The 16635-nt window shown below is 67.9% G+C and carries 15 protein-coding genes and 3 pseudogenes; 7 read left to right on the top strand and 11 right to left on the bottom strand.

All coding sequences use genetic code 11. The annotated features are described in order from the left end of the window. Positions 1-128: 128 nt before the first annotated feature. Positions 129-1092: pseudogene (locus ABZ656_RS10460) on the bottom strand (transposase); the annotation flags it as partial. A gap of 792 nt (positions 1093-1884) precedes the next feature. Here ABZ656_RS10460 and ABZ656_RS10465 point away from each other — a divergent pair. Next, on the top strand, positions 1885-2025 hold the full coding sequence (locus ABZ656_RS10465; protein ID WP_180362197.1) for a hypothetical protein: 141 nt from the start codon (positions 1885-1887) through the stop codon (positions 2023-2025). Positions 2026-2092: 67 nt separating this feature from the next. On the opposite strand, the pseudogene ABZ656_RS10470 reads toward ABZ656_RS10465, so the two are convergent. After that, positions 2093-2998 (bottom strand): annotated as a pseudogene (locus tag ABZ656_RS10470) (transposase family protein). An 84-nt stretch (positions 2999-3082) separates the two neighbouring features. On the opposite strand from ABZ656_RS10470, the pseudogene ABZ656_RS10475 reads away from it, so the two are divergent. After that, positions 3083-3312 (top strand): annotated as a pseudogene (locus tag ABZ656_RS10475) (nitrilase); the annotation flags it as partial. A gap of 123 nt (positions 3313-3435) precedes the next feature. Next, positions 3436-3783, top strand: coding sequence for a hypothetical protein (locus tag ABZ656_RS10480; protein WP_360266444.1), 348 nt, complete (start codon positions 3436-3438; stop codon positions 3781-3783). Here ABZ656_RS10480 and ABZ656_RS10485 read toward each other — a convergent pair. The 5 genes from ABZ656_RS10485 to ABZ656_RS10505 form a co-directional block, all read right to left on the bottom strand. After that, complete coding sequence (locus tag ABZ656_RS10485) at positions 3761-4096, bottom strand: hypothetical protein (protein WP_101402231.1); 336 nt, start codon at positions 4094-4096, stop codon at positions 3761-3763. The genes ABZ656_RS10480 and ABZ656_RS10485 overlap by 23 nt on opposite strands. A 196-nt stretch (positions 4097-4292) precedes the next feature. After that, a complete protein-coding gene (locus ABZ656_RS10490; protein ID WP_101402232.1) occupies positions 4293-5273 on the bottom strand; it encodes a Gfo/Idh/MocA family oxidoreductase in 981 nt (326 codons plus the stop codon). Beyond that, the gene (locus ABZ656_RS10495; protein WP_101402233.1) at positions 5270-6367 is read right to left on the bottom strand and encodes a DegT/DnrJ/EryC1/StrS family aminotransferase; all 1098 of its coding nucleotides are present in this window, start codon (positions 6365-6367) and stop codon (positions 5270-5272) included. Before ABZ656_RS10495 ends, ABZ656_RS10490 begins: the two co-directional genes overlap by 4 nt. 15 nt (positions 6368-6382) lie before the next feature. Further along, positions 6383-7120: an inositol monophosphatase gene (locus ABZ656_RS10500; protein ID WP_360266449.1), complete on the bottom strand. Its 738-nt coding sequence runs from the start codon at positions 7118-7120 to the stop codon at positions 6383-6385. A 96-nt stretch (positions 7121-7216) separates the two neighbouring features. Further along, positions 7217-7678 (bottom strand): NUDIX domain-containing protein, encoded by a 462-nt coding sequence (locus ABZ656_RS10505; protein ID WP_101402235.1) that lies wholly within the window; start codon positions 7676-7678, stop codon positions 7217-7219. A gap of 252 nt (positions 7679-7930) precedes the next feature. Here ABZ656_RS10505 and ABZ656_RS10510 point away from each other — a divergent pair, with 252 nt between their 5' ends. Together ABZ656_RS10510 and ABZ656_RS10515 are read left to right on the top strand one after the other, a co-directional pair. Continuing rightward, entirely contained in the window at positions 7931-8920 is a 990-nt protein-coding gene (locus ABZ656_RS10510; protein ID WP_101402236.1) for a diiron oxygenase, read from the top strand. A gap of 4 nt (positions 8921-8924) precedes the next feature. Beyond that, positions 8925-10151: an MFS transporter gene (locus tag ABZ656_RS10515; protein ID WP_360266452.1), complete on the top strand. Its 1227-nt coding sequence runs from the start codon at positions 8925-8927 to the stop codon at positions 10149-10151. A gap of 20 nt (positions 10152-10171) precedes the next feature. Here the strand turns inward: ABZ656_RS10515 and ABZ656_RS10520 are convergent, their stop codons facing one another. After that, complete coding sequence (locus ABZ656_RS10520) at positions 10172-11083, bottom strand: helix-turn-helix domain-containing protein (RefSeq protein ID WP_101402238.1); 912 nt, start codon at positions 11081-11083, stop codon at positions 10172-10174. Positions 11084-11141: 58 nt separating this feature from the next. Continuing rightward, positions 11142-11933 (bottom strand): nucleotidyltransferase domain-containing protein, encoded by a 792-nt coding sequence (locus tag ABZ656_RS10525; protein WP_101402239.1) that lies wholly within the window; start codon positions 11931-11933, stop codon positions 11142-11144. A gap of 194 nt (positions 11934-12127) precedes the next feature. Here ABZ656_RS10525 and ABZ656_RS10530 point away from each other — a divergent pair, with 194 nt between their 5' ends. Together ABZ656_RS10530 and ABZ656_RS10535 are read left to right on the top strand one after the other, a co-directional pair. Then, a complete protein-coding gene (locus ABZ656_RS10530; RefSeq protein WP_360266456.1) occupies positions 12128-12379 on the top strand; it encodes a hypothetical protein in 252 nt (83 codons plus the stop codon). A gap of 142 nt (positions 12380-12521) precedes the next feature. Further along, positions 12522-14396 (top strand): aminotransferase class V-fold PLP-dependent enzyme, encoded by a 1875-nt coding sequence (locus ABZ656_RS10535; RefSeq protein ID WP_360266459.1) that lies wholly within the window; start codon positions 12522-12524, stop codon positions 14394-14396. 1 nt (position 14397) lies between these two features. On the opposite strand, the gene ABZ656_RS10540 is transcribed toward ABZ656_RS10535, so the two are convergent. Both ABZ656_RS10540 and aepY read right to left on the bottom strand, forming a co-directional pair. Next, a complete protein-coding gene (locus ABZ656_RS10540; protein WP_101402241.1) occupies positions 14398-15480 on the bottom strand; it encodes a 2-aminoethylphosphonate aminotransferase in 1083 nt (360 codons plus the stop codon). After that, the gene (gene aepY / locus ABZ656_RS10545; protein ID WP_360266463.1) at positions 15477-16634 is read right to left on the bottom strand and encodes a phosphonopyruvate decarboxylase; all 1158 of its coding nucleotides are present in this window, start codon (positions 16632-16634) and stop codon (positions 15477-15479) included. The genes ABZ656_RS10540 and aepY overlap by 4 nt, the downstream gene beginning before the upstream one ends. Position 16635 lies beyond the last annotated feature (1 nt).

A 16635-nucleotide genomic window follows, 5' to 3' on the forward strand; every position in this document is an offset into this window, starting at 1 on the left:
GGTGTCAGGTGACCTGTGAGCAGGTCAGGCTCTGTCAGGGTGGCGGATATCCCTCAGGTGCTGAGGGTGGTGAAGCTCTACGCGGAGCTGCTGGTCCCTGATGGCCAGTTGTCCCGCAAAGGGCCAGCGAGCTCGGCGATCGGCCAGCCCGAGGTGTTGGTGGCGAAACAGGTCAACCGCATGCACCCTCGGCCAGCCGCCCAGGACGTCGCCGGTGAGTTCAGCGACCCAGGCGCCGTCGCGGATCTCGCCGTCCGGCTCGACGGCCGATGCCCAGGCCGTTGCCGCAACCTTCAGCACATGCTGGTGGATCGCTTCGGTGATCACTATGCCGTCCGAGTAGGGCAGCCACCGTCCCCGCTGAGCGAGCCAGGCGACGAAGTCGTGGGTGCCGCCCGCGGAGTCGGTGCGGATCAGGGTCCGGCGCCCGCGCCGGTACTTCTTCGGCAGCTGGGCCAAGGCCAGGCCGGCGGTGATGTGGCCGGTGGCCGTGATCGATTCCGCGTTGCCTGTTCTGAACAGGGCCGCGACCTGTTCACCCGTGCCGCCCGGTCCGTGGTCGACGAACCCCATCAGCGGGTGGTGGCCGTAGGTTTGCTTCCACGTGGGTGCGGCGTGCTCCTTGTCCGAGTGCGCGATCACCAGCACCCCGTCGAGGTCCACGGTCACCGGCCCGCCCGCATCAGGGGCTTCCTGGTCGGCCAATTGCCAGACACGTTGGCGGACCTCGGCCCGCGCGGCACGAATGGCCGGCAGTGCCTTCTCTCTGGAGGCTGCGAGGGTGTTGATGAGGCGGGAGACCGTCGGGTCGGAGGCCACCGGCCCGAACACGGTCGGCTCGGCCCGCAGCACCCCGACATCTGCGAGGCAGCCCCCGCCCAACGCGACCGCCAGGGCCACGTCCAGCAGGATCTTGCCCGGATCGTGCACCGCCCGAGCCTTCCGCCACGGCGTCAGCCTCGCCGATATCGCGGTGCCCAAGCCGGCCTTGCGGACCGTCTCGACCAGCAGCACGCCCCCGGCCTGCGAGACCACCGCCCGGCCGCCGCTTTCGATGCGGAGACGCGGGTACGACCCGATACGCTTCTTCACCTGGAGAGTACTTCTTTCCGCGCGGCCAACAGGACCCTCGACAAGTCCTGTCGTTGCAGGTCAGAAGTGCTCTCCACTTATTTGATCAAACATCGGACACCCCACCTCGTGAAAGCGTGAGGTTGAGTTGTCGGGGTAGAGGACGGGACCTGGAGCGATTCTTCCAAGCCTTGGTTGACCAGCGAGTTTCTGTCTTTCAGCGTCTTTCACGGCCGCGTCGCCTTATACGAACGATCCTCCCCACGCGCTCCCCAGCGGTGCGGATACTCCCCAGAGAGGACCGGCGTCACCTGCTACAGGGCAGCGGAGCCAGCTAGTGCCGCAACAGGCAACGTTCGCCCCGTCGCGACGCCCGGCACGCACTCTCGCCGCACCGGCCGAAAGCCCAAGTACGCCCAGTACGAGGACTTCCGGCCGGCACGCCGAGAGCACGCACCGGACGCCGCTCCTTGACGGGCAAACGTTGCCTGCCGCGGCACTAGCCCAGCGGACACGCCGAGTGATCACTGCTGGACCCCGCCCCTGTCGGCTGGCTCGGCTGCGGTCAGATGCCCCGGAAGAGACCGGCGAGCTCGGTGACCTGCAGCGATGAGGGGTCTTTGGCCGCTGACCTGCGCGAATGATCTTTCGGTGTTTCACGCTCGTGCCGGTTGATGGGGCCCGAAGTCCCAGGAAAGTCCTAGAGGGCTCCTACTCCGCCCATGCTGCAAGCGGGCGGCCTGTCGCCTCCTCGTCGGTGCAAGAGGCGTGGTGTGATCACAATCTAGAGCGTCGATGGACGCCTGGGGAAAAATGTCACGCGCCCTCGCCCTCGGTCAGGGCGCATTCACGAGCGGGCCGCAACCGAGGGCAGCGGCCTACGGTCTGCTCTTCGGCTACAGCGTTCAGGCCGAGCTGGGGAGCGTTCTGGCCGAGGCGGCCAGCCTCCAGTGATCGCATCTGTCCAACGAGTTGGTGTGTGTCAGCGGTTGGTCAGTGTTTTCCTGTTCAGGGCTTGAATTCAGGCGGTGATGGTTCGGTCGGAGACGAGGCCGGCGGTAGCGCGGTAGGTGTCGGGCAGGCGGTCGCGCCGGTGGGTCCAGCGCATCAGTTGCTTCCAGCGTTTGTGGTCGGCGAGGGCATGCTCGACGGTGATGCGGTCGGAGGAGTGCCCGTGGCGGTCGCGTTCTCACTGCTCGACTCTGCCGGGCAGTGCTCCCGGCCGCGGTTTTTGGGCGGTGTGATCGCTTGCCCGCAGTGGTCGCGGCTCAGGCCGAGGTAGCCGTCGTCCAGGAGGACTTCGACGTCGGGGAAGTGCTGGAAGCAGACGGCGATGCCTTCGTTCGGGCGGCTGTGGTGTCGTGCATACATCCAGGTCGCAGGGTGTCGGTCCATAACGTGCGGCCCCGCCAGTCGGCGATGGCGGTGGCCTTCATGGTGTTCTGTTTCTTCTTGCCGGAGACGAACGCGCGCCGGCCGCCGCGGTTGGCCGGCGGACCTGGATCTCAGTGGCGTCCAGCCGCAGCTCGACACCTTCCGCCTGGGCGTAGGCGAACACGTCGGTCAGAATCCGCAGTCGCAGGCCGGGGCGGTCGGGGACCGCGCACCCTCGCTCGGCCAAGAGCGCGCGTATCTGTGCGATCGCGCGGGTGATGGTGGAGCGGTCGACGCCGAACAGCAGTCCGAGCACCGAGTGCGGCAGGTCGTGGCGCAGATGGATCAGCGTGGCCACCAGCCGGTCGATGAAGACCAGCTGGTGGCGGGCGCCGGTACCCGCGGCTCGCTTCCTGGCCCCGCCTCGTGCAGCATGGCAGCGGCCCTCAAGGTCAGCATGCCGCGGCACCGCCAACTCCTCGACCAGATGCGCGAGATGACGCCGAGAGATCCCCGTGAACTGCCAATGCGCCAGCACCGTCCGATTGATCATGATCGCCACATCCGGATCATGCGACCTGCCAGGCACGGTGCCTCACCCGATATCACGCACCAACTCGTAAATGGCGTAACGCCTGCCTGAGTCGCCGTCTGCCAAGTCGACGGCGGGCGCTGGGCGACGCTTGAAGGTACGGCGGAGGTGCGCGACGACGAAGCCGTCGTCGAAGACGCGGTGACCGCTTCGCGCGACGCTACGGGCGCAGGCCGGCACCGGACCCGGAACGGGTCGTGGTCGAGATCGCGATGGACCGTGCCATGGGGCGGGCTGTCCTCCCTCAGTTGCGGCCTGCCGCTGCCTACCGGTAGTTCGTTAAACCGGGCGGTAGGCGGGGTTGACGGCTGGGCGGGTCGGTCGTACGTGGGTGGTGTGTCGAATTTCGGGGGTGAGGATGACCGCCCCTGCCTCGGACGACTCACCAGGCGATCGCGATGGACGGCAAGACGGTCCGCGGCTCACGAACGAGTGAGGAGCGGGCCGTGGCCCTGCTCGTGGCGATGGACCATAACGGCACGGTCCCGGCCCAATGGCAGATCGCTGACAAGAGCAACGAGATCCCCGCCTTCGCCCCGCTGCTGGACACGTTCGACGACCTGGACGGCGGCGTGATCACTGCCGATGCCCTGCACACCCAGCATGGCCACGGCACCTACATGCGCCGACTACTACGTGGCGATCGTGACTACCGCCGGCCGCATCGGAGGTCTCTGGGATTCGGTCGTAAAGGGGCGATGGGTCCGAATTCGGATATCAAGATCAAAGTCGAGAGCCGATTATGAAACTATCGGAGTGATGGAAATCGGGCTCGACCGAAGGATGTGTGACTGCCCAATACGCGAGTCCGCACGCGGAGTCCTCGATGACGGCGGACACGGCCATTGTGCCGGTACAGGGACGGCCGCTGAAGTCGGCCCGGACCTGAACCTCCAGCCGGTCCTCGGCTTGGATGGCGTGGACCCTTGGGGGGCGGGTAGGGATCACAGGGGTCATGTTCTTGTGATAGGCGTCGAAGCTGTAGAGCGCCCATTGCCCGGACGGCGAAATATTCAACTCGTAGTACGCGGGAGAGTTGCTGTCCTTGTGCACGAACATTTCGAAACACGTGTGCCGCCACAGCTCATCCGTAGGGGAGGTGTGACATGACGGGCGAACGCTGGGCACTCGAACCCGAGACATGTCGGCACACAAGACATAACGCAGGTCAATGATTCCTGAATCAAAACGCTGAACTTCTGCTGCCAGGGAATGCGCGATGCCGGAGCGTCCGGTGAACGGATGGAGTGAAACCTTAGATATCCACATATTGCTCCGTCGCGGCATCGAGGATGGCTTCCACGGCTTCATGGCTGGGCAGGATCGAGGCGGCTTCGGCCCGCGGATCTGATGTACCCTCGATGATGTCCACAAAATGATCCCATTGCGCAGCGAGCGGGTCGCGGCGCTCAGAGCAATCCAGGTGCTCAAGGACCGGAAACGCAGGGGGATCTGTGCAGGGGAGACCGGGCGGACTCGACGACGGCGCGTACATGGTCACCGTCGGATTCAGCAGGTCCGCCACGATGATCGCGCCCGGCTGAGAAATGGTCATGATGCGCGCGCGATGGTCCGCCACCCTGCTGGCCGACAGAATGGCGGCGTTCGTGTCGGCGAACTTCACCAATGCGGTGGCCGTGTCCTCGCCGATCCGCTCCTCGCCGCTGTGGCGCCCGGTGGTGGCTCCTTCGACGATCGGCTTCTGTCCGTCGAAAATACCCAGGACCAGATCCACGTCATGGACCAGAAGGTCCCAGGAAACCCCCGCGTTCATGCGGGGCGAGTAACCGGAGAAGCGATAGGTGAAGACCGCTTCCGGTGCGTTGACGCGTGGCATGACCTCCCGCACGGCGGGGTTGAACCGCTCGATGAATCCGCACATGAGTGGGGTGCCTCGCGCGAGTGCGGCATCGACGATTTCCTGACTCTCCGCGAGGCTCGCGGACAGCGGCTTCTCGACGAAGAGCGGAATGTTCTCGCCGAGCACGTCGAGGGCGGTTCTCCTGTGCTGTCCGGTGGGGGAGGCCACCACCACGGCGTCCACGCCGGACAAGGTGTCGATCTCCGGCGCCCAGTCCGTCCCGTAGCGCCTGGCCAGCCTGCGTCCGCGGTGCTCGTCCGGGTCCACCACGGCCGCCAGGTCACAGCGTGCGCTCTCGGCGATCACCCGCCCGTGGTGGCCTCCCATCACGCCGGCTCCCACCAGCAGGACGCGGGGGAGCGCTGCCCCCGTCATCCGCGCAGGGCCGCTCGGGTCTCACGAATGACGCGGTCGAGGTCCGCATCGGTGAGACCGGGATGCACGGGCAGCGAGAGGACCTCTGCCGCTGTCCGGGCGGCCACCGGCACAGCGGCCGGAACGATCTGCGGGTGGCCTCGGTAACACGGGTAGTCGAAGACCGGGCGCGGGTAGAAAAGGCCCGACGCTATCCCGTTTCGGGCCAGTCGTGCGGCGAGTTCGTCACGCGAACAGGAAGCGTCCTCGGTGACGCGCACGGTGTACTGGTTCCAGACGTGCGTGTGCCCCGGAATTGTTCGCGGAAGCAGCAATCCCGGTATTCCGGCCAGTCCGTCGGACAGCCGGTCCGCGTTGTACGCACGCTTTTCGCTGAATTCTTGGAGATGCGCGAACTGGGAGAGGCCGACCGCCGCGTGCAGATCCGAGAGCCGATGATTCCCGCCGATGCGGCGATAGTCGTACCGATCGCGCATTCCCTGATTCCGTAAAAGGCGTATTCTGTCGGCGAATTCGCCGTCGTCCGTCGTGACGACACCGCCCTCCCCGGCCGTCACATTCTTCGTCGCATAAAGAGAGAAGCAGCCTGCGCCAAAGCTTCCGGCCGGTCTCCCGAACTGGCTGGAGCCGATGGCTTGAGCCGCGTCCTCGACGATCTTGAGGCGGTTCTTCACCGCGATCTTCTCTATGCTTGCCATGTCCGCTGTCTGCCCGTAGAGATCCACGGGCAGGAGCACCTTGGTCCGGTCGTTGATGCGCGCTTCCAGCAGTTCCGGGTCCATATTGAAATCATCGGGATGAATGTCTACGAACGAGGCGGTGGCGCCGCTCGTGATGATGGCGTTCAGCGTCGCGGAGAAGGTGAAGGGCGAGGTGATGACCTCGTCACCCGGCTTCAGCTCCCAAGCCTGAAGGCTCAGCAGGATCGCGGCCGTCCCGCTGCTGACCGCGACGGCGTGCTCGACCCCCGCCCACTGCCCGATCACCTTCTCAAGACGCTCCACCATGGGCCCCTGAGCGAGTTGACCGGAGCGCAAAACCTCAAGCACCAGAGATTCCGCTTCGTGCACATCGATAGAAACCAGCGAGATCATCGGCGACTCCATGGGCTACCCATTCCGTGCACTACGCGAGGAACTTTCCCGGATGAGATCCTTGATCGTGTCGTGCACGTGGGGTGCGCAGGCCAGCATCGAATACACGTCATTGATGCGCGCGGTCGGATCGGTGTAATCGAGCCTGCGTCCTTCCATGTCGGTGAATATTCCACCAGCCTCTTCGATGATGATCTGCGCGGCGACACAGTCCCATAGGCGATTGTGCCGATGCATGAATGCGGTGTACGCGGATTTCGCGACCATCATGCAGTCAAAGATGCTGTTGCTCATGCGCAGACCTCGGCAGCGTGGTGCGAGAAGGCGCAGCGCGCGGAAGTCGAGATCGATGTCTTCCTGGTGGACGTCAATTCCGTACGAGATGAGGTCCTGTGCCATGTCGCCGTCGCCGCGGATCGTCAACCGGCTCCCGTTCAGGAAGGCGCCGTGGCCGGCCTGCGCGACGTACGTCTCGACGAAGACCGGCAGCGCCACCGCGCCCGCCACCGGCCGCGCACGGTGCAGGACGCCCACCATGACGCCGTACAGCGGGGCCCCGGCCGCGAAGTTGGACGAGCCGTCGATCGGGTCGATGACCCAGGTCACCGGCGTCGTCCCGCGGACGGGACCGGACTCCTCGTCCACGATGCCGTCGTCGGGGAACCGGTCGTGGATCCGGTGCTTCAGGAAGGCGGAGACCGCAGTGTCGGTCGGCGTCACCACCTGGTCCGCGTCCTCGGCCTTGACCCGCACCGGCCCGTCCGGCGGGGCGGCCAGGGCCAGTTTCGCCGCGTCAGCCAGTGTGGATTCCAGGAACGCAAGGTAGTCCATGAAGCTGGGCTCCGGTTTTCATGGAGAGTTTTTTGTCGTTCGCGCATAGAATTCGAGAATCGGCACCTCGGGCGCGATGACGGTATCCGGAATTCGATGCAGGGGGAAGAACTCCGCTGTGGTGACCTCGCCGGGATCCAGGCGAAAGTTCTGGTCCGGCGCCGTCGCGGTGAACACGGCCGTCACATTAAAAACCTGGTCGCCATTCGGGTAGCGGAAGTACTGGTCGGCTCCGGAGAAGACGTTCAACAGGGTGAGATCGCCCAACTCAAGGCCGACTTCCTCCCGAACTTCCCTGCGCGCGGCCTCCTCCAGCGACTCACCCGGATCCAAGAATCCGCCGGGGAGCCCCCAGCCCCCGGTGTCCGCGCGCCCCATCAGCAGGACCGAACCGTGCGAGTCCACGACGATGACGGACGCCCCGGGAAGAATCAGCGGGCGGGTTCCCACCTGGGCGCGCAATTCTGCGATATAGGACATCGGGCCTCTCCGGTGACGGGCCTTCGGGCGACCGGACCCTGCCGGCGGCGGGCGTTGCGGAGGAGAGAGTATCCCGGCTCCGCAGCGATAAGAAAGCGTTTCGCCGGTAACCGAATCCCCCCTTTTGGCCTGCCGGATTCCGGCCCTCGAAGATATCGACGATCTTGCGGAAGAGTCTTGACAGAACCGCCTTGCACGCCCTCATAGTGGGGTGCGTTCTGTCGGAGAAGGAGAGGCGACGACCTCGTGGATATGTCAGATTTCTCTGAGTTCGAATCCGAGAATCCGGAGGTGCAGCCGCACATCGGTCCCGACACTCTCCAGCGGATCGTCGCAGCCTGGCCCCGGCGGGCGAGCATACGCACGGACATGGCCGCCTTTATGCAGTCGGCTACCCGGGACTCCGACGTCACCGACTATCCGGCGCACCTCATTCCGTTTTCCGGGCACCCCTGTTTCCTGGAGGCTCCCGAGGAGTCGCGGCGCCTCGTCAACACGCTGGGCTGGCAGGCGTACAACGCGCGCGTGATCGCCGCCGAGGAGTACGTCGCCAATCCGACCTTCGAAATGCTGACACACGGGGTATTTCCGGGCGTCGAACGGTACACGGCGAAAGAAGCCCTCCAGCAGTCGCACATCGACGAGGTGTGGCACACCTACATGCACATGACCGCCATGCGGCGCACCAAGGAGGCGCGCGGCCTCACGGAAGAACCCGACTACTCCCACCCGGTGACGAACCGTCGACTCTTCGAACTGACCGCGGCGCGCAGTGAGAAATGGGAGCGGGACATCCTGTTTCTAGTCTGGACCGTCGTGGGTGAACTGCACATCAACAAATTCCTCGAACTGCTCGCTCGGGACACGACGATTCAGCCGGTACACGCCCTGGTGGCGCGGCTGCATGCACGGGACGAGGCAGCACACGGCCCGATCGTGGCAGAAGTCATGAAAGACGTGTTCGTGCACCTGAACGAGGAACAGCGCGACCTGTTCATCCAGACGATTCCCGAGGCGATTCGGGCGCTCGGTGCACAGGACTACGAGATCTGGTCGGACATTCTCGCCTTCGTGGGCGTGGCCGGCGCCGAGGAAATCATCGCCGATACGCGCCGCGCGCCCGATTCCGGCCCGATGCTCACGGACTTCAGCACGGTGGAACGCCTGGTCCGCGACCTGGAGATCGAAGAGCGCGTCGACCACGACTTCTCGCCCGCGCACACCCCGAGCCGGCGCGGGTAGATGCATGTCCGTGCTGTTCGGCGCCGAACGGGACAAGCTGCCCGAACGGCTCTGGTCCCGCAACTTCACCCTGTTGTTCCTAGCCCGCACCGTGTCTGTCTTCGGCGACCAGATGCTCATGCCGATCACGATCACGGTGGCGGTGCTGCGCGCCGGATACGGCGTCACCGGCGTGGGATACGCCCTGGCGGCCAACACCGCGCCGCTGGCCCTGCTCGTCATCCTCGGCGGGGTGCTCGCTGACCGGTTCACCCCGGTCCGCGTCATGATCGTCGCGGACGTGGCGCGGCTGGTCCTGCACGGCGTTCTCGCGCTTTCCTTCGCGGCCGGCCGCCCCGACCTGTGGCTGATCCTCACCCTGCTGGCGCTCAGCGGAGTGTGCACCGCCGCCTTCCAACCGGGGTACGGCAGCGTCATCCCGCGCACCGCGCGCGATGTGCAGCGGGCCAACGCGGCGATCCGCGTCACGGAGTCCCTGATGACCGTCGCCGGGCCGGCCGCGGCCGGGCTCCTTCTGGCCTTCTGCCCGGTGTGGGCCGTCGTGCTGATCGACGCCGGGACGTTCGCCCTCAGCGCCGGCTGCCTGCTAGCCATGCGCCTGACGTTCGCGCGCCCGACGCTACGGACGTCGTTCCGGCTGGACCTGGTGCAGGGCTGGCACGAGTTCCGCGCGCGGACCTGGCTGTGGAGCGTGATCGTGATCTTCATGCTCTATCAGGTGGCGGTGAACGGCCCCGTCCTGACACTGGGGCAGAGCCTGATCACCCTGCGACACGGGGAACGCGCACTCGGTCTCATCATGTCCGTCTTCGGTCTGGGCGCGGTGCTCGGGGGACTGCTGGCCGCACGCATCCGGCCCATCTTCCCGCTGCGCGCGGGCAGCATCGCCATGGCCTGCACGGTCATCGGCATTCTCGCGGTCGCGCTGGACTGGCCGCCGCCCCTGCTCGCGGTCGGTTACGCGATGGAAGGGGTGGGCGGCGCCTTCTGGCTCGTCATGTTCCATTCGAGCGTGCAGACGAAGATTCCCCCCGACGTCCTGGGCCGGGTGCACGCCTACGACGTCGCGGGATCGCTCGTCATGAAGCCGGTCGGGCAGATGGCCGCGGGTCCGGCCTCCGTCTGGATCGGCGCCGTGCCGGTCCTGTACTTCTCCTCGGTGATGCTGCTGGTCACGGTCGGCCTCCTGCTCGCCGTCCCGGCCGTACGCAATCTGCGCAGAACCGGCTGACCGTCGTACGGCCCCGGGGCTCAGGCACCCAGCTCGGCGAGCAGGGTGACGCCGGAGTCCTCCAACTCGTAGAGCACAAGTGGCCCCACCCGGTGGCGTCGGACCAGGCCGGCCGAGGAGAGCACGGCCAGGTGCTGCGAGACGGTGCTCGGCGCCAGTCCGATGGAACTGGCCAGTCCCGTGGTCGTCGTCGGCGACGCCAGCGCCCGCAGCACCTTGGCCCGACCGCGCCCGAGCAGCGTCGTCAGCCGGTCCCTTGGACGTACGTCGTCGACGTCCCTGGCGCTGACCTGGGACGAACTGCTCACGACGGCTGCTCCGTGCGCCTGGTAGGAGAAGGCGAAGGTGTCCCGCACCGCGCAGAAGACCCGCGCGCCGCGCCCGAACAGCATGGGGACGATGATGAGCCGCCCGTCCGTCATGCGGCAGTCCATGTCGGTCCGGTGCGGCACACTCAACTCCTGGCGGTGCCAGCGGATCCGCCCGCCCAGATCCTCCAGCATCCGGTCCGCGCCCTCGGTGACCAGCGTGCGGCCGCGGACCAGGATCTCCTCTTCCAGCACACCCCGCATCGCCGGCCACGACGAGGCGATCGTGGCCGTCCAGTACTCACCGATGAGGTACGCGAACCGGTCGTGCCCCGCGCTTCGCAGCGCCGCCAACTCCTCCTCGATGTCGGGCGAGGGGGAGCGCGGAATGGGGGTGAGGGAGGACGACGGTTCCAGGGCGTGCGCCCGGATCGTCGTGTTCAGTTCGCCGAGAAGGTCACGCGAGACGCGACGCATGGCCGCCGCGGCCCACTTGGCGTACGGGTAGGGGATCTCGGCGCGGTACCGGGTGGTCAGCGCCACGCTGGACACCGCCTCCCACAGCGGGCTGACGGCCATGCGCACCCGCCCCAGCGTCAGGTCGTCGAGCTGGATGCGGATCATGAGGCCCGGGGCCGAGCACGCCGACGGGTGCGTCCGGCCGCGCGGGCCACAGCGCGCCTCAGACTTCTATCTTCAACGACAAGTCCTGGCATAGCGTGAGAACCTCGTTGATCCATTTTGACGGGTCGCGGGGATCGAAGCCCTGCATCGTCTCAAGCTCCCAGTACTTCGAGAAAGGCAGCGCCGTCGGATCGGCCTCCTGGAAGCGGCGCGCCCGCCACTTCGGAATGTAACTGCCGTACTGGCCCCGCTCTTCGAGCAGGGCGTCGACGATGTGCGAGAGCGCGGTGCGGGCCGAGAGCACGGCACTGTTCACATCGCCGTCCTCCAACTGCCCGAGCGTGTCCTCGACGGCCATGTCCGCCGCGCCCAACGACCGGGTGACCAGGATGGAGCGGTAGGCCGACGACTCGACCTCGGCGCGTCGACGCGCCAGCCAGTCCTCGCCCATCAGCGGCACGCACGTGGTCACGCGCTCCAGAAAGACCTCTTCCCGTGGCGCGAGAGCGTCCCCGCTCGCGGCGCGCGTCCGGTCGTAGTCCGTCCACGAGACCTTGGCGAGCATCTGGTCGACCTGGGTGTCCAGCCAATAAGCCAGGTCCCACCCGCGGTCGTCGATGTACGAGGAGTGCCAGCCGACCTCTGCGGGTTCCAGCGGCACCGGTACCCCCACCAGGTCGGGCATCGGCCAGGGATCCGTGCTGACCAGGTACACATCGATGTCGCTCTTTTTGTTGCTCCAGCCGCGGGCGGCAGAGCCGACGAGGAATGCCGCCTGGCAGGTGTCCGGCAGGAGGCGACGACTCTTCAGCGTTTCCAGAATCCGAGCCACGTCTATCTTCATCAGCATCTCCGGCAGTAGATGACCACGCGGACACTAGAGGGGAGCAGCAAGAGTAACGACACCGTCGTGCGGCGGAACACCCATTCGCCGCTCGCCGAATCTCCCTGTTTCGTCGTGGCACAACTGAGGTCCCTTGACCGGATATTCGCGGCTGCCCAGAATAAGTCCCTTCCATGTCGCGACAATCGACGGGAGAAAACATGAACGATGTCGATCCAGTTGCGAGTCTGGCGCCGAATCTGACGGCCAGCCTTGCTCCTGACCTCTCGCCCGCGGCGAGTCTGGCGCCGAATCTGACGGCCAGTCTCGCTCCTGACCTCTCGCCCGCGGCGAGTCTGGCGCCGAATCTGACGGCCAGTCTCGCTCCTGACCTCTCGCCCGCGGCGAGCCTGGCACCCAGCCTGACCGCCAGCCTCGCTCCCGAGCTGGTACCCGCGGGTCTGGCGGTCTGAGAGACACGTCCCACGGCCGACCAGGGCACGCCGTCCGGGCACGTCCGTACGGCGTGGCGGCCCGGCCGCAGCGCCAGTGGGCCCGGCAGGAGTCGTACGCGGCCCTGCCGGGCTTTCCCGTCGGTGCCACCACGGAGGAGCCTTGTCCCAGCCCGCGCCGCCCACGCCCACGACCGAGCCCCCCATCGTCACGCCGCCGTACCCGCCGCTGTACGCGCCCTTCAAGTTCCTGAGCCTGCGTCTGGCCGCGCGGCTCACCCCCACGCGGCTGAGCTCGAACGCGCTGACCGTGGTGTGGGCCCTGCTCCTCATCACCGCGTCCGTGGCCCTCGCCTACGAGCACACGGTGTACGCGCTTGCTCTGATCCTGCTCTCCGTCCTGCTCGACTGCCTCGACGGCGACCTTGCGCGGCACCGCCGACAGCCCTCCCTCGCCGGCACGCTGCTGGAGCAACTCGCCCACTGGACAGGGAACATGGGCTTGGTCGCGGGGGCGGCGGCCGCGCTGCTGCTCGACGACCCACGGCCCGGCAACATCCTGCTCGCCGCCGCGCTGGCGGTCGTGCAGGCCGTGTACATCGCTGTCGTCCGGCAGGTGCGCCCCGACGCGGCGAGCGTGGCCGGGTATCCGCGGTTGCGGGCGGCGTTCCGACGCATCGTCAAGGGCATCTACAACCTCTCGCCCATCGAGTTACCGATGGCCGTGGCCCTGGTCGTCAGCGGGGTCACCCAAGAGGCCCTGATCGCGCTCACCGGGCTCTTCGCGGTGCTGTCCGGCCTCGTGTTCGTCCCCCACTTCGTGCTCGTCCGCGCGGCGGATCGCAGCCAGTGGGGACCGGCCGCGCCCGCTCGCCCCGGCGCGTTCACCAGCCTGCCGGCCCAGCACCGGACCACCGTCGCCCAGGTCATTCCGGACGCGCGATGGTGGACCCCTGGTGTCCCGCGGCTGCCCGCCGAGGTGCAGGCCCTGCTGGGCCGTCAGGCGCCCGCCTCCGGGGCACCGGTCCTGGAAGCGGTGTGGCGTGACGTCACCGCCAAACTGCCCGAACTGTTCCGCACCAAAGGCGCGGTACTGCCGTTCTCGGGACCCGACGACCTCGCCTGGGAGGCCGTCCTGCGGACGCTCTGCGCCCCCGGCGACGCCATCCTGATCGTCGGCGGCCGCACCTCGGTCGAACGACGCCGGAAGGCCGCCGACCGATTCGGGGGACGGGTCTCCTCACTGCTGACGCCGTTCGGCACCGGGGCGACGCCCACGGAACTGGACCGGCTGCTCGCCGATCACCCCGCGGTACGCCTCGTCCTGCTCTCCCAGACGGAGGCGGAGGACGGGACACGCACCGACCTCCCGGCCGTCGCGGAGGTCCTGCGGGCGAACGACGCTCTCTTCGCGGTCGACGCGTGCCTCGGGCTCTGCGCCGACGACCTGCGCATGGACGAGTGGGGCGTCGACATCGCCCTGTCCTCGTCGGACAGCGGCATGATGGCACCGCCCGGCGTGAGCCTGGTGGCACTGGGACCCAGCGCCCTGCGCCTCCTCGACGAACCGGCGGCCGACGGCGGCTGCGCCGGCACCTCGCTGGACCTGCGCACGCACCGTGAGGCGGAGAGTTCCGGCCGGCGCCTCGCGGCACCGGCCCTGGCCGGACTACAGATGTCCGTCGGGTTGATTCTTGAGGCCGGCCTCGACCACGTACTCGCCCACCACCAGCGTCTGGCGGAGCGGTTCCGGCGCGGATGCGTGGACGTGGCGGGCCTTGAACTGGCCAGTACGCGGCCCAGCGCGGCCTGCACCACGGCGCTGCTCCCCGCCGCGGTCGACGTGCGGGAACTGCAGAACCAGATGTTCGCGACGGCACGCATGGTCGTGGCGACCGGGGCGGATCCGCAGGGCGCGCCCACCCTGCACTTCGGCCATGTCGGCTGGCTGGCGGACGACGACGTCGACCTGGCGGTGCGGACGCTGGCGGCGGCGCTGGACGCCGCACGCGACCTCGCTCCCACCCACGTCGACTGAACTACCCGAGGGGCTCGGCGAGGGCGGCCGAGAACGCGTCGAGCAGCCGCGTCAGATCCTTCCCGCCGATGTCGCCCATCGCCGAGACCCGGAAGATGTCGTCGGACAGCGGGCCCTGGCCCGCGTAGATGACGAATCCCTCCTGCTTTAGCCGGTAGTGCAAGGCGGCGTAGCCGTGGCCGGGAAGCAGCCGGAAGGAACGCAGCACACAGGACGTCTCGTCGTCCCGCAGAAGAGGAGCGACGCCGCAGGCGCGCAGCCGCTCGCTGATCCGGCCCATGCGGGTGCGGAACAGAGCGCGCCGGGCCCGCAGCCCGCCCTCCTCGGCGAACTCGTCCAGCGCCTCGTCCCACGCGTAGAACGCCTGGACGGCATGGGTGAAGGGGGTCGAACCGACGTCCTGACGGGCGAGGTGCGCGGCGAGGTCCAAGTACACGGTGCGCTGCTCGGTGCCGCTCAGCGCGGCCCGGCGCACCAGGACGAAGGCGGCGCCGGACACGCCGTGCAGGCACTTGTTCGCCGTGGCCGCGCAGCCGTCCACACACCAGTCGTCGAGCCGGATCGCCTCCGCACCGAAGCTGCTGACCGCGTCGATCAGCAGCCGCGCGCCGTGAGCCCGTGCGAGGCCCGCCAGGCCGTCGAGGTCGTTGAGCCGTCCCGTGGTCGTCTCGTGATGCACCACCGCGATGTGAGTGAACGCGGCCGAGCGCAGCGCCCGCTCGACGGCGGCGAGCTCGATGGGGGCGGACCACGCCGCGGTGACGTGCTGGTGGGGCAGACCGTGCGCCCGGGCGATCTGCGTCATGCGCTCGCCGTAGACACCGTTCTCGACGATGAGCACGCGGCCGTGCGACGGCACGAGACTGGTCAGCATGGCTTCGACCGCCGCGGTGCCGGACCCGGTGAGCAGCACGGGCGCCCAGCGCTCCGGGTCGCTCGCGTACACGGCGAGCAGCTTGCGGCGCAGCCCTTCCTGAAGGGCACCGAACTCGGGCTCGCGATGGCACAGATCCGGCCGGAGCATCGCATCCCGTACGCGCTGCGACAGTGTCACGGGACCGGGGTTGAGCAGAATGGTCCTCATCGGGACCCTCCTGTGTGATCCACGAATCGGTCGAGTACGTCGGGCGGCGCCAGATGGGGCCGGGGCAGTCCGGCCCGGGTGCCGGGAGCGATCTTCACGTGCGCGAAGTGCGGTCCTGCCGCTCGCGCCGGCCCGGCGCAGAACTCCCGCAGCTCGTCCACCGCGTCGGTCCGCAGCACCCTGCGGTACCCGCAGGCCGCGGCGATGCCCGCGAAGTCGGTGTGCGCGCTGACCGTGGCCTGTGCGCCGGTCGAGTCGTGCACCTCGTTGTCCAGGACGATGTGCAGCAGGTTCGCGGGCCCGTACGCGCCGATCGTCGCGAGGTTGCCCATGCGCATGAGCAGCGCGCCGTCGCCGTCCGCCACGACGACCCGCAGGTCGGGCCGGGCCCGCGCCAGGCCGAGCGCCAACGAGGACGCGCAGCCCATGGAGCCCACCATGTAGAGGTGGTTCGGCCGGTCCGCGAGCGCGTACAGCTCCCGTCCCGTGTAGCCGGTGGTGGCCACCACCACGGTCCGTGGAGCGGCGCCGATCTCCACGACGGTCTCCAAGAACGCCTGGCGCGGCGAGCGCTGCCCCGCCGCCAGCACATGCCCGCGCCCCTCGACGGCGGCGGTCGCCGCGCGGGGAGCCGGCTCCGCCGTGGCCAGGGGATACGGGGCACAGCAGCCCCGTTCGAGGACCAGCGCGGCGGGCTCCCGCTTCCCGAAGCGTTGATCGACCTCGTCCAGTACGCCCGCTATCGCGTCCGGCTCGTCGGGGAAGCGCGCGGACGGGACGGCCATGGTCTCCAGGAGCCTGTCGGTGATCCGTCCCATCAACGCGTGCTGCGGCTCGTCGTCCACGCCAGGAGCCCCGCGATGGGTACAGATGACCAGGACGGGGATGCGGAAGGTGTGCACCAGCGAGGTCAGCGGGTTGAGCGCGTTGCCGAGACCGGAGTTCTGCATGAGCGCGACGCCGCGCCGGCCGCCGATCCAGGCCCCGGCAGCCATGGCGACCGCGTCGCCCTCGTTGGCCGCCGACACATAGCCGGTGCGCGCGTCGCCGATGACGCGGTTGATGAGGGGAGTGAGGAAGGAGCACGGAACTCCTGCGTACGAGTCGAAGCGCCGGGCGAGCGCACGGTCGACGAAATCGCGAGCCTGGATCACG

It is taken from the genome of Streptomyces sp. NPDC007095, from assembly GCF_040634475.1.
Lineage (GTDB): Bacteria > Actinomycetota > Actinomycetes > Streptomycetales > Streptomycetaceae > Streptomyces.

Bases quoted from the DNA above. Each gene is read 5' to 3' on its own strand.
- ABZ656_RS10465 (WP_180362197.1), top strand. From the start codon at position 1,885: ATGTCACGCGCCCTCGCCCTCGGTCAGGGCGCATTCACGAGCGGGCCG.
- ABZ656_RS10480 (WP_360266444.1), top strand. From the start codon at position 3,436: ATGGACGGCAAGACGGTCCGCGGCTCACGAACGAGTGAGGAGCGGGCC.
- ABZ656_RS10485 (WP_101402231.1), bottom strand. From the start codon at position 4,096: ATGTTCGTGCACAAGGACAGCAACTCTCCCGCGTACTACGAGTTGAAT.
- ABZ656_RS10490 (WP_101402232.1), bottom strand. From the start codon at position 5,273: ATGACGGGGGCAGCGCTCCCCCGCGTCCTGCTGGTGGGAGCCGGCGTG.
- ABZ656_RS10495 (WP_101402233.1), bottom strand. From the start codon at position 6,367: ATGATCTCGCTGGTTTCTATCGATGTGCACGAAGCGGAATCTCTGGTG.
- ABZ656_RS10505 (WP_101402235.1), bottom strand. From the start codon at position 7,678: ATGTCCTATATCGCAGAATTGCGCGCCCAGGTGGGAACCCGCCCGCTG.
- ABZ656_RS10510 (WP_101402236.1), top strand. From the start codon at position 7,931: ATGTCAGATTTCTCTGAGTTCGAATCCGAGAATCCGGAGGTGCAGCCG.
- ABZ656_RS10515 (WP_360266452.1), top strand. From the start codon at position 8,925: ATGTCCGTGCTGTTCGGCGCCGAACGGGACAAGCTGCCCGAACGGCTC.
- ABZ656_RS10520 (WP_101402238.1), bottom strand. From the start codon at position 11,083: ATGATCCGCATCCAGCTCGACGACCTGACGCTGGGGCGGGTGCGCATG.
- ABZ656_RS10525 (WP_101402239.1), bottom strand. From the start codon at position 11,933: ATGCTGATGAAGATAGACGTGGCTCGGATTCTGGAAACGCTGAAGAGT.
- ABZ656_RS10530 (WP_360266456.1), top strand. From the start codon at position 12,128: ATGAACGATGTCGATCCAGTTGCGAGTCTGGCGCCGAATCTGACGGCC.
- ABZ656_RS10540 (WP_101402241.1), bottom strand. From the start codon at position 15,480: ATGAGGACCATTCTGCTCAACCCCGGTCCCGTGACACTGTCGCAGCGC.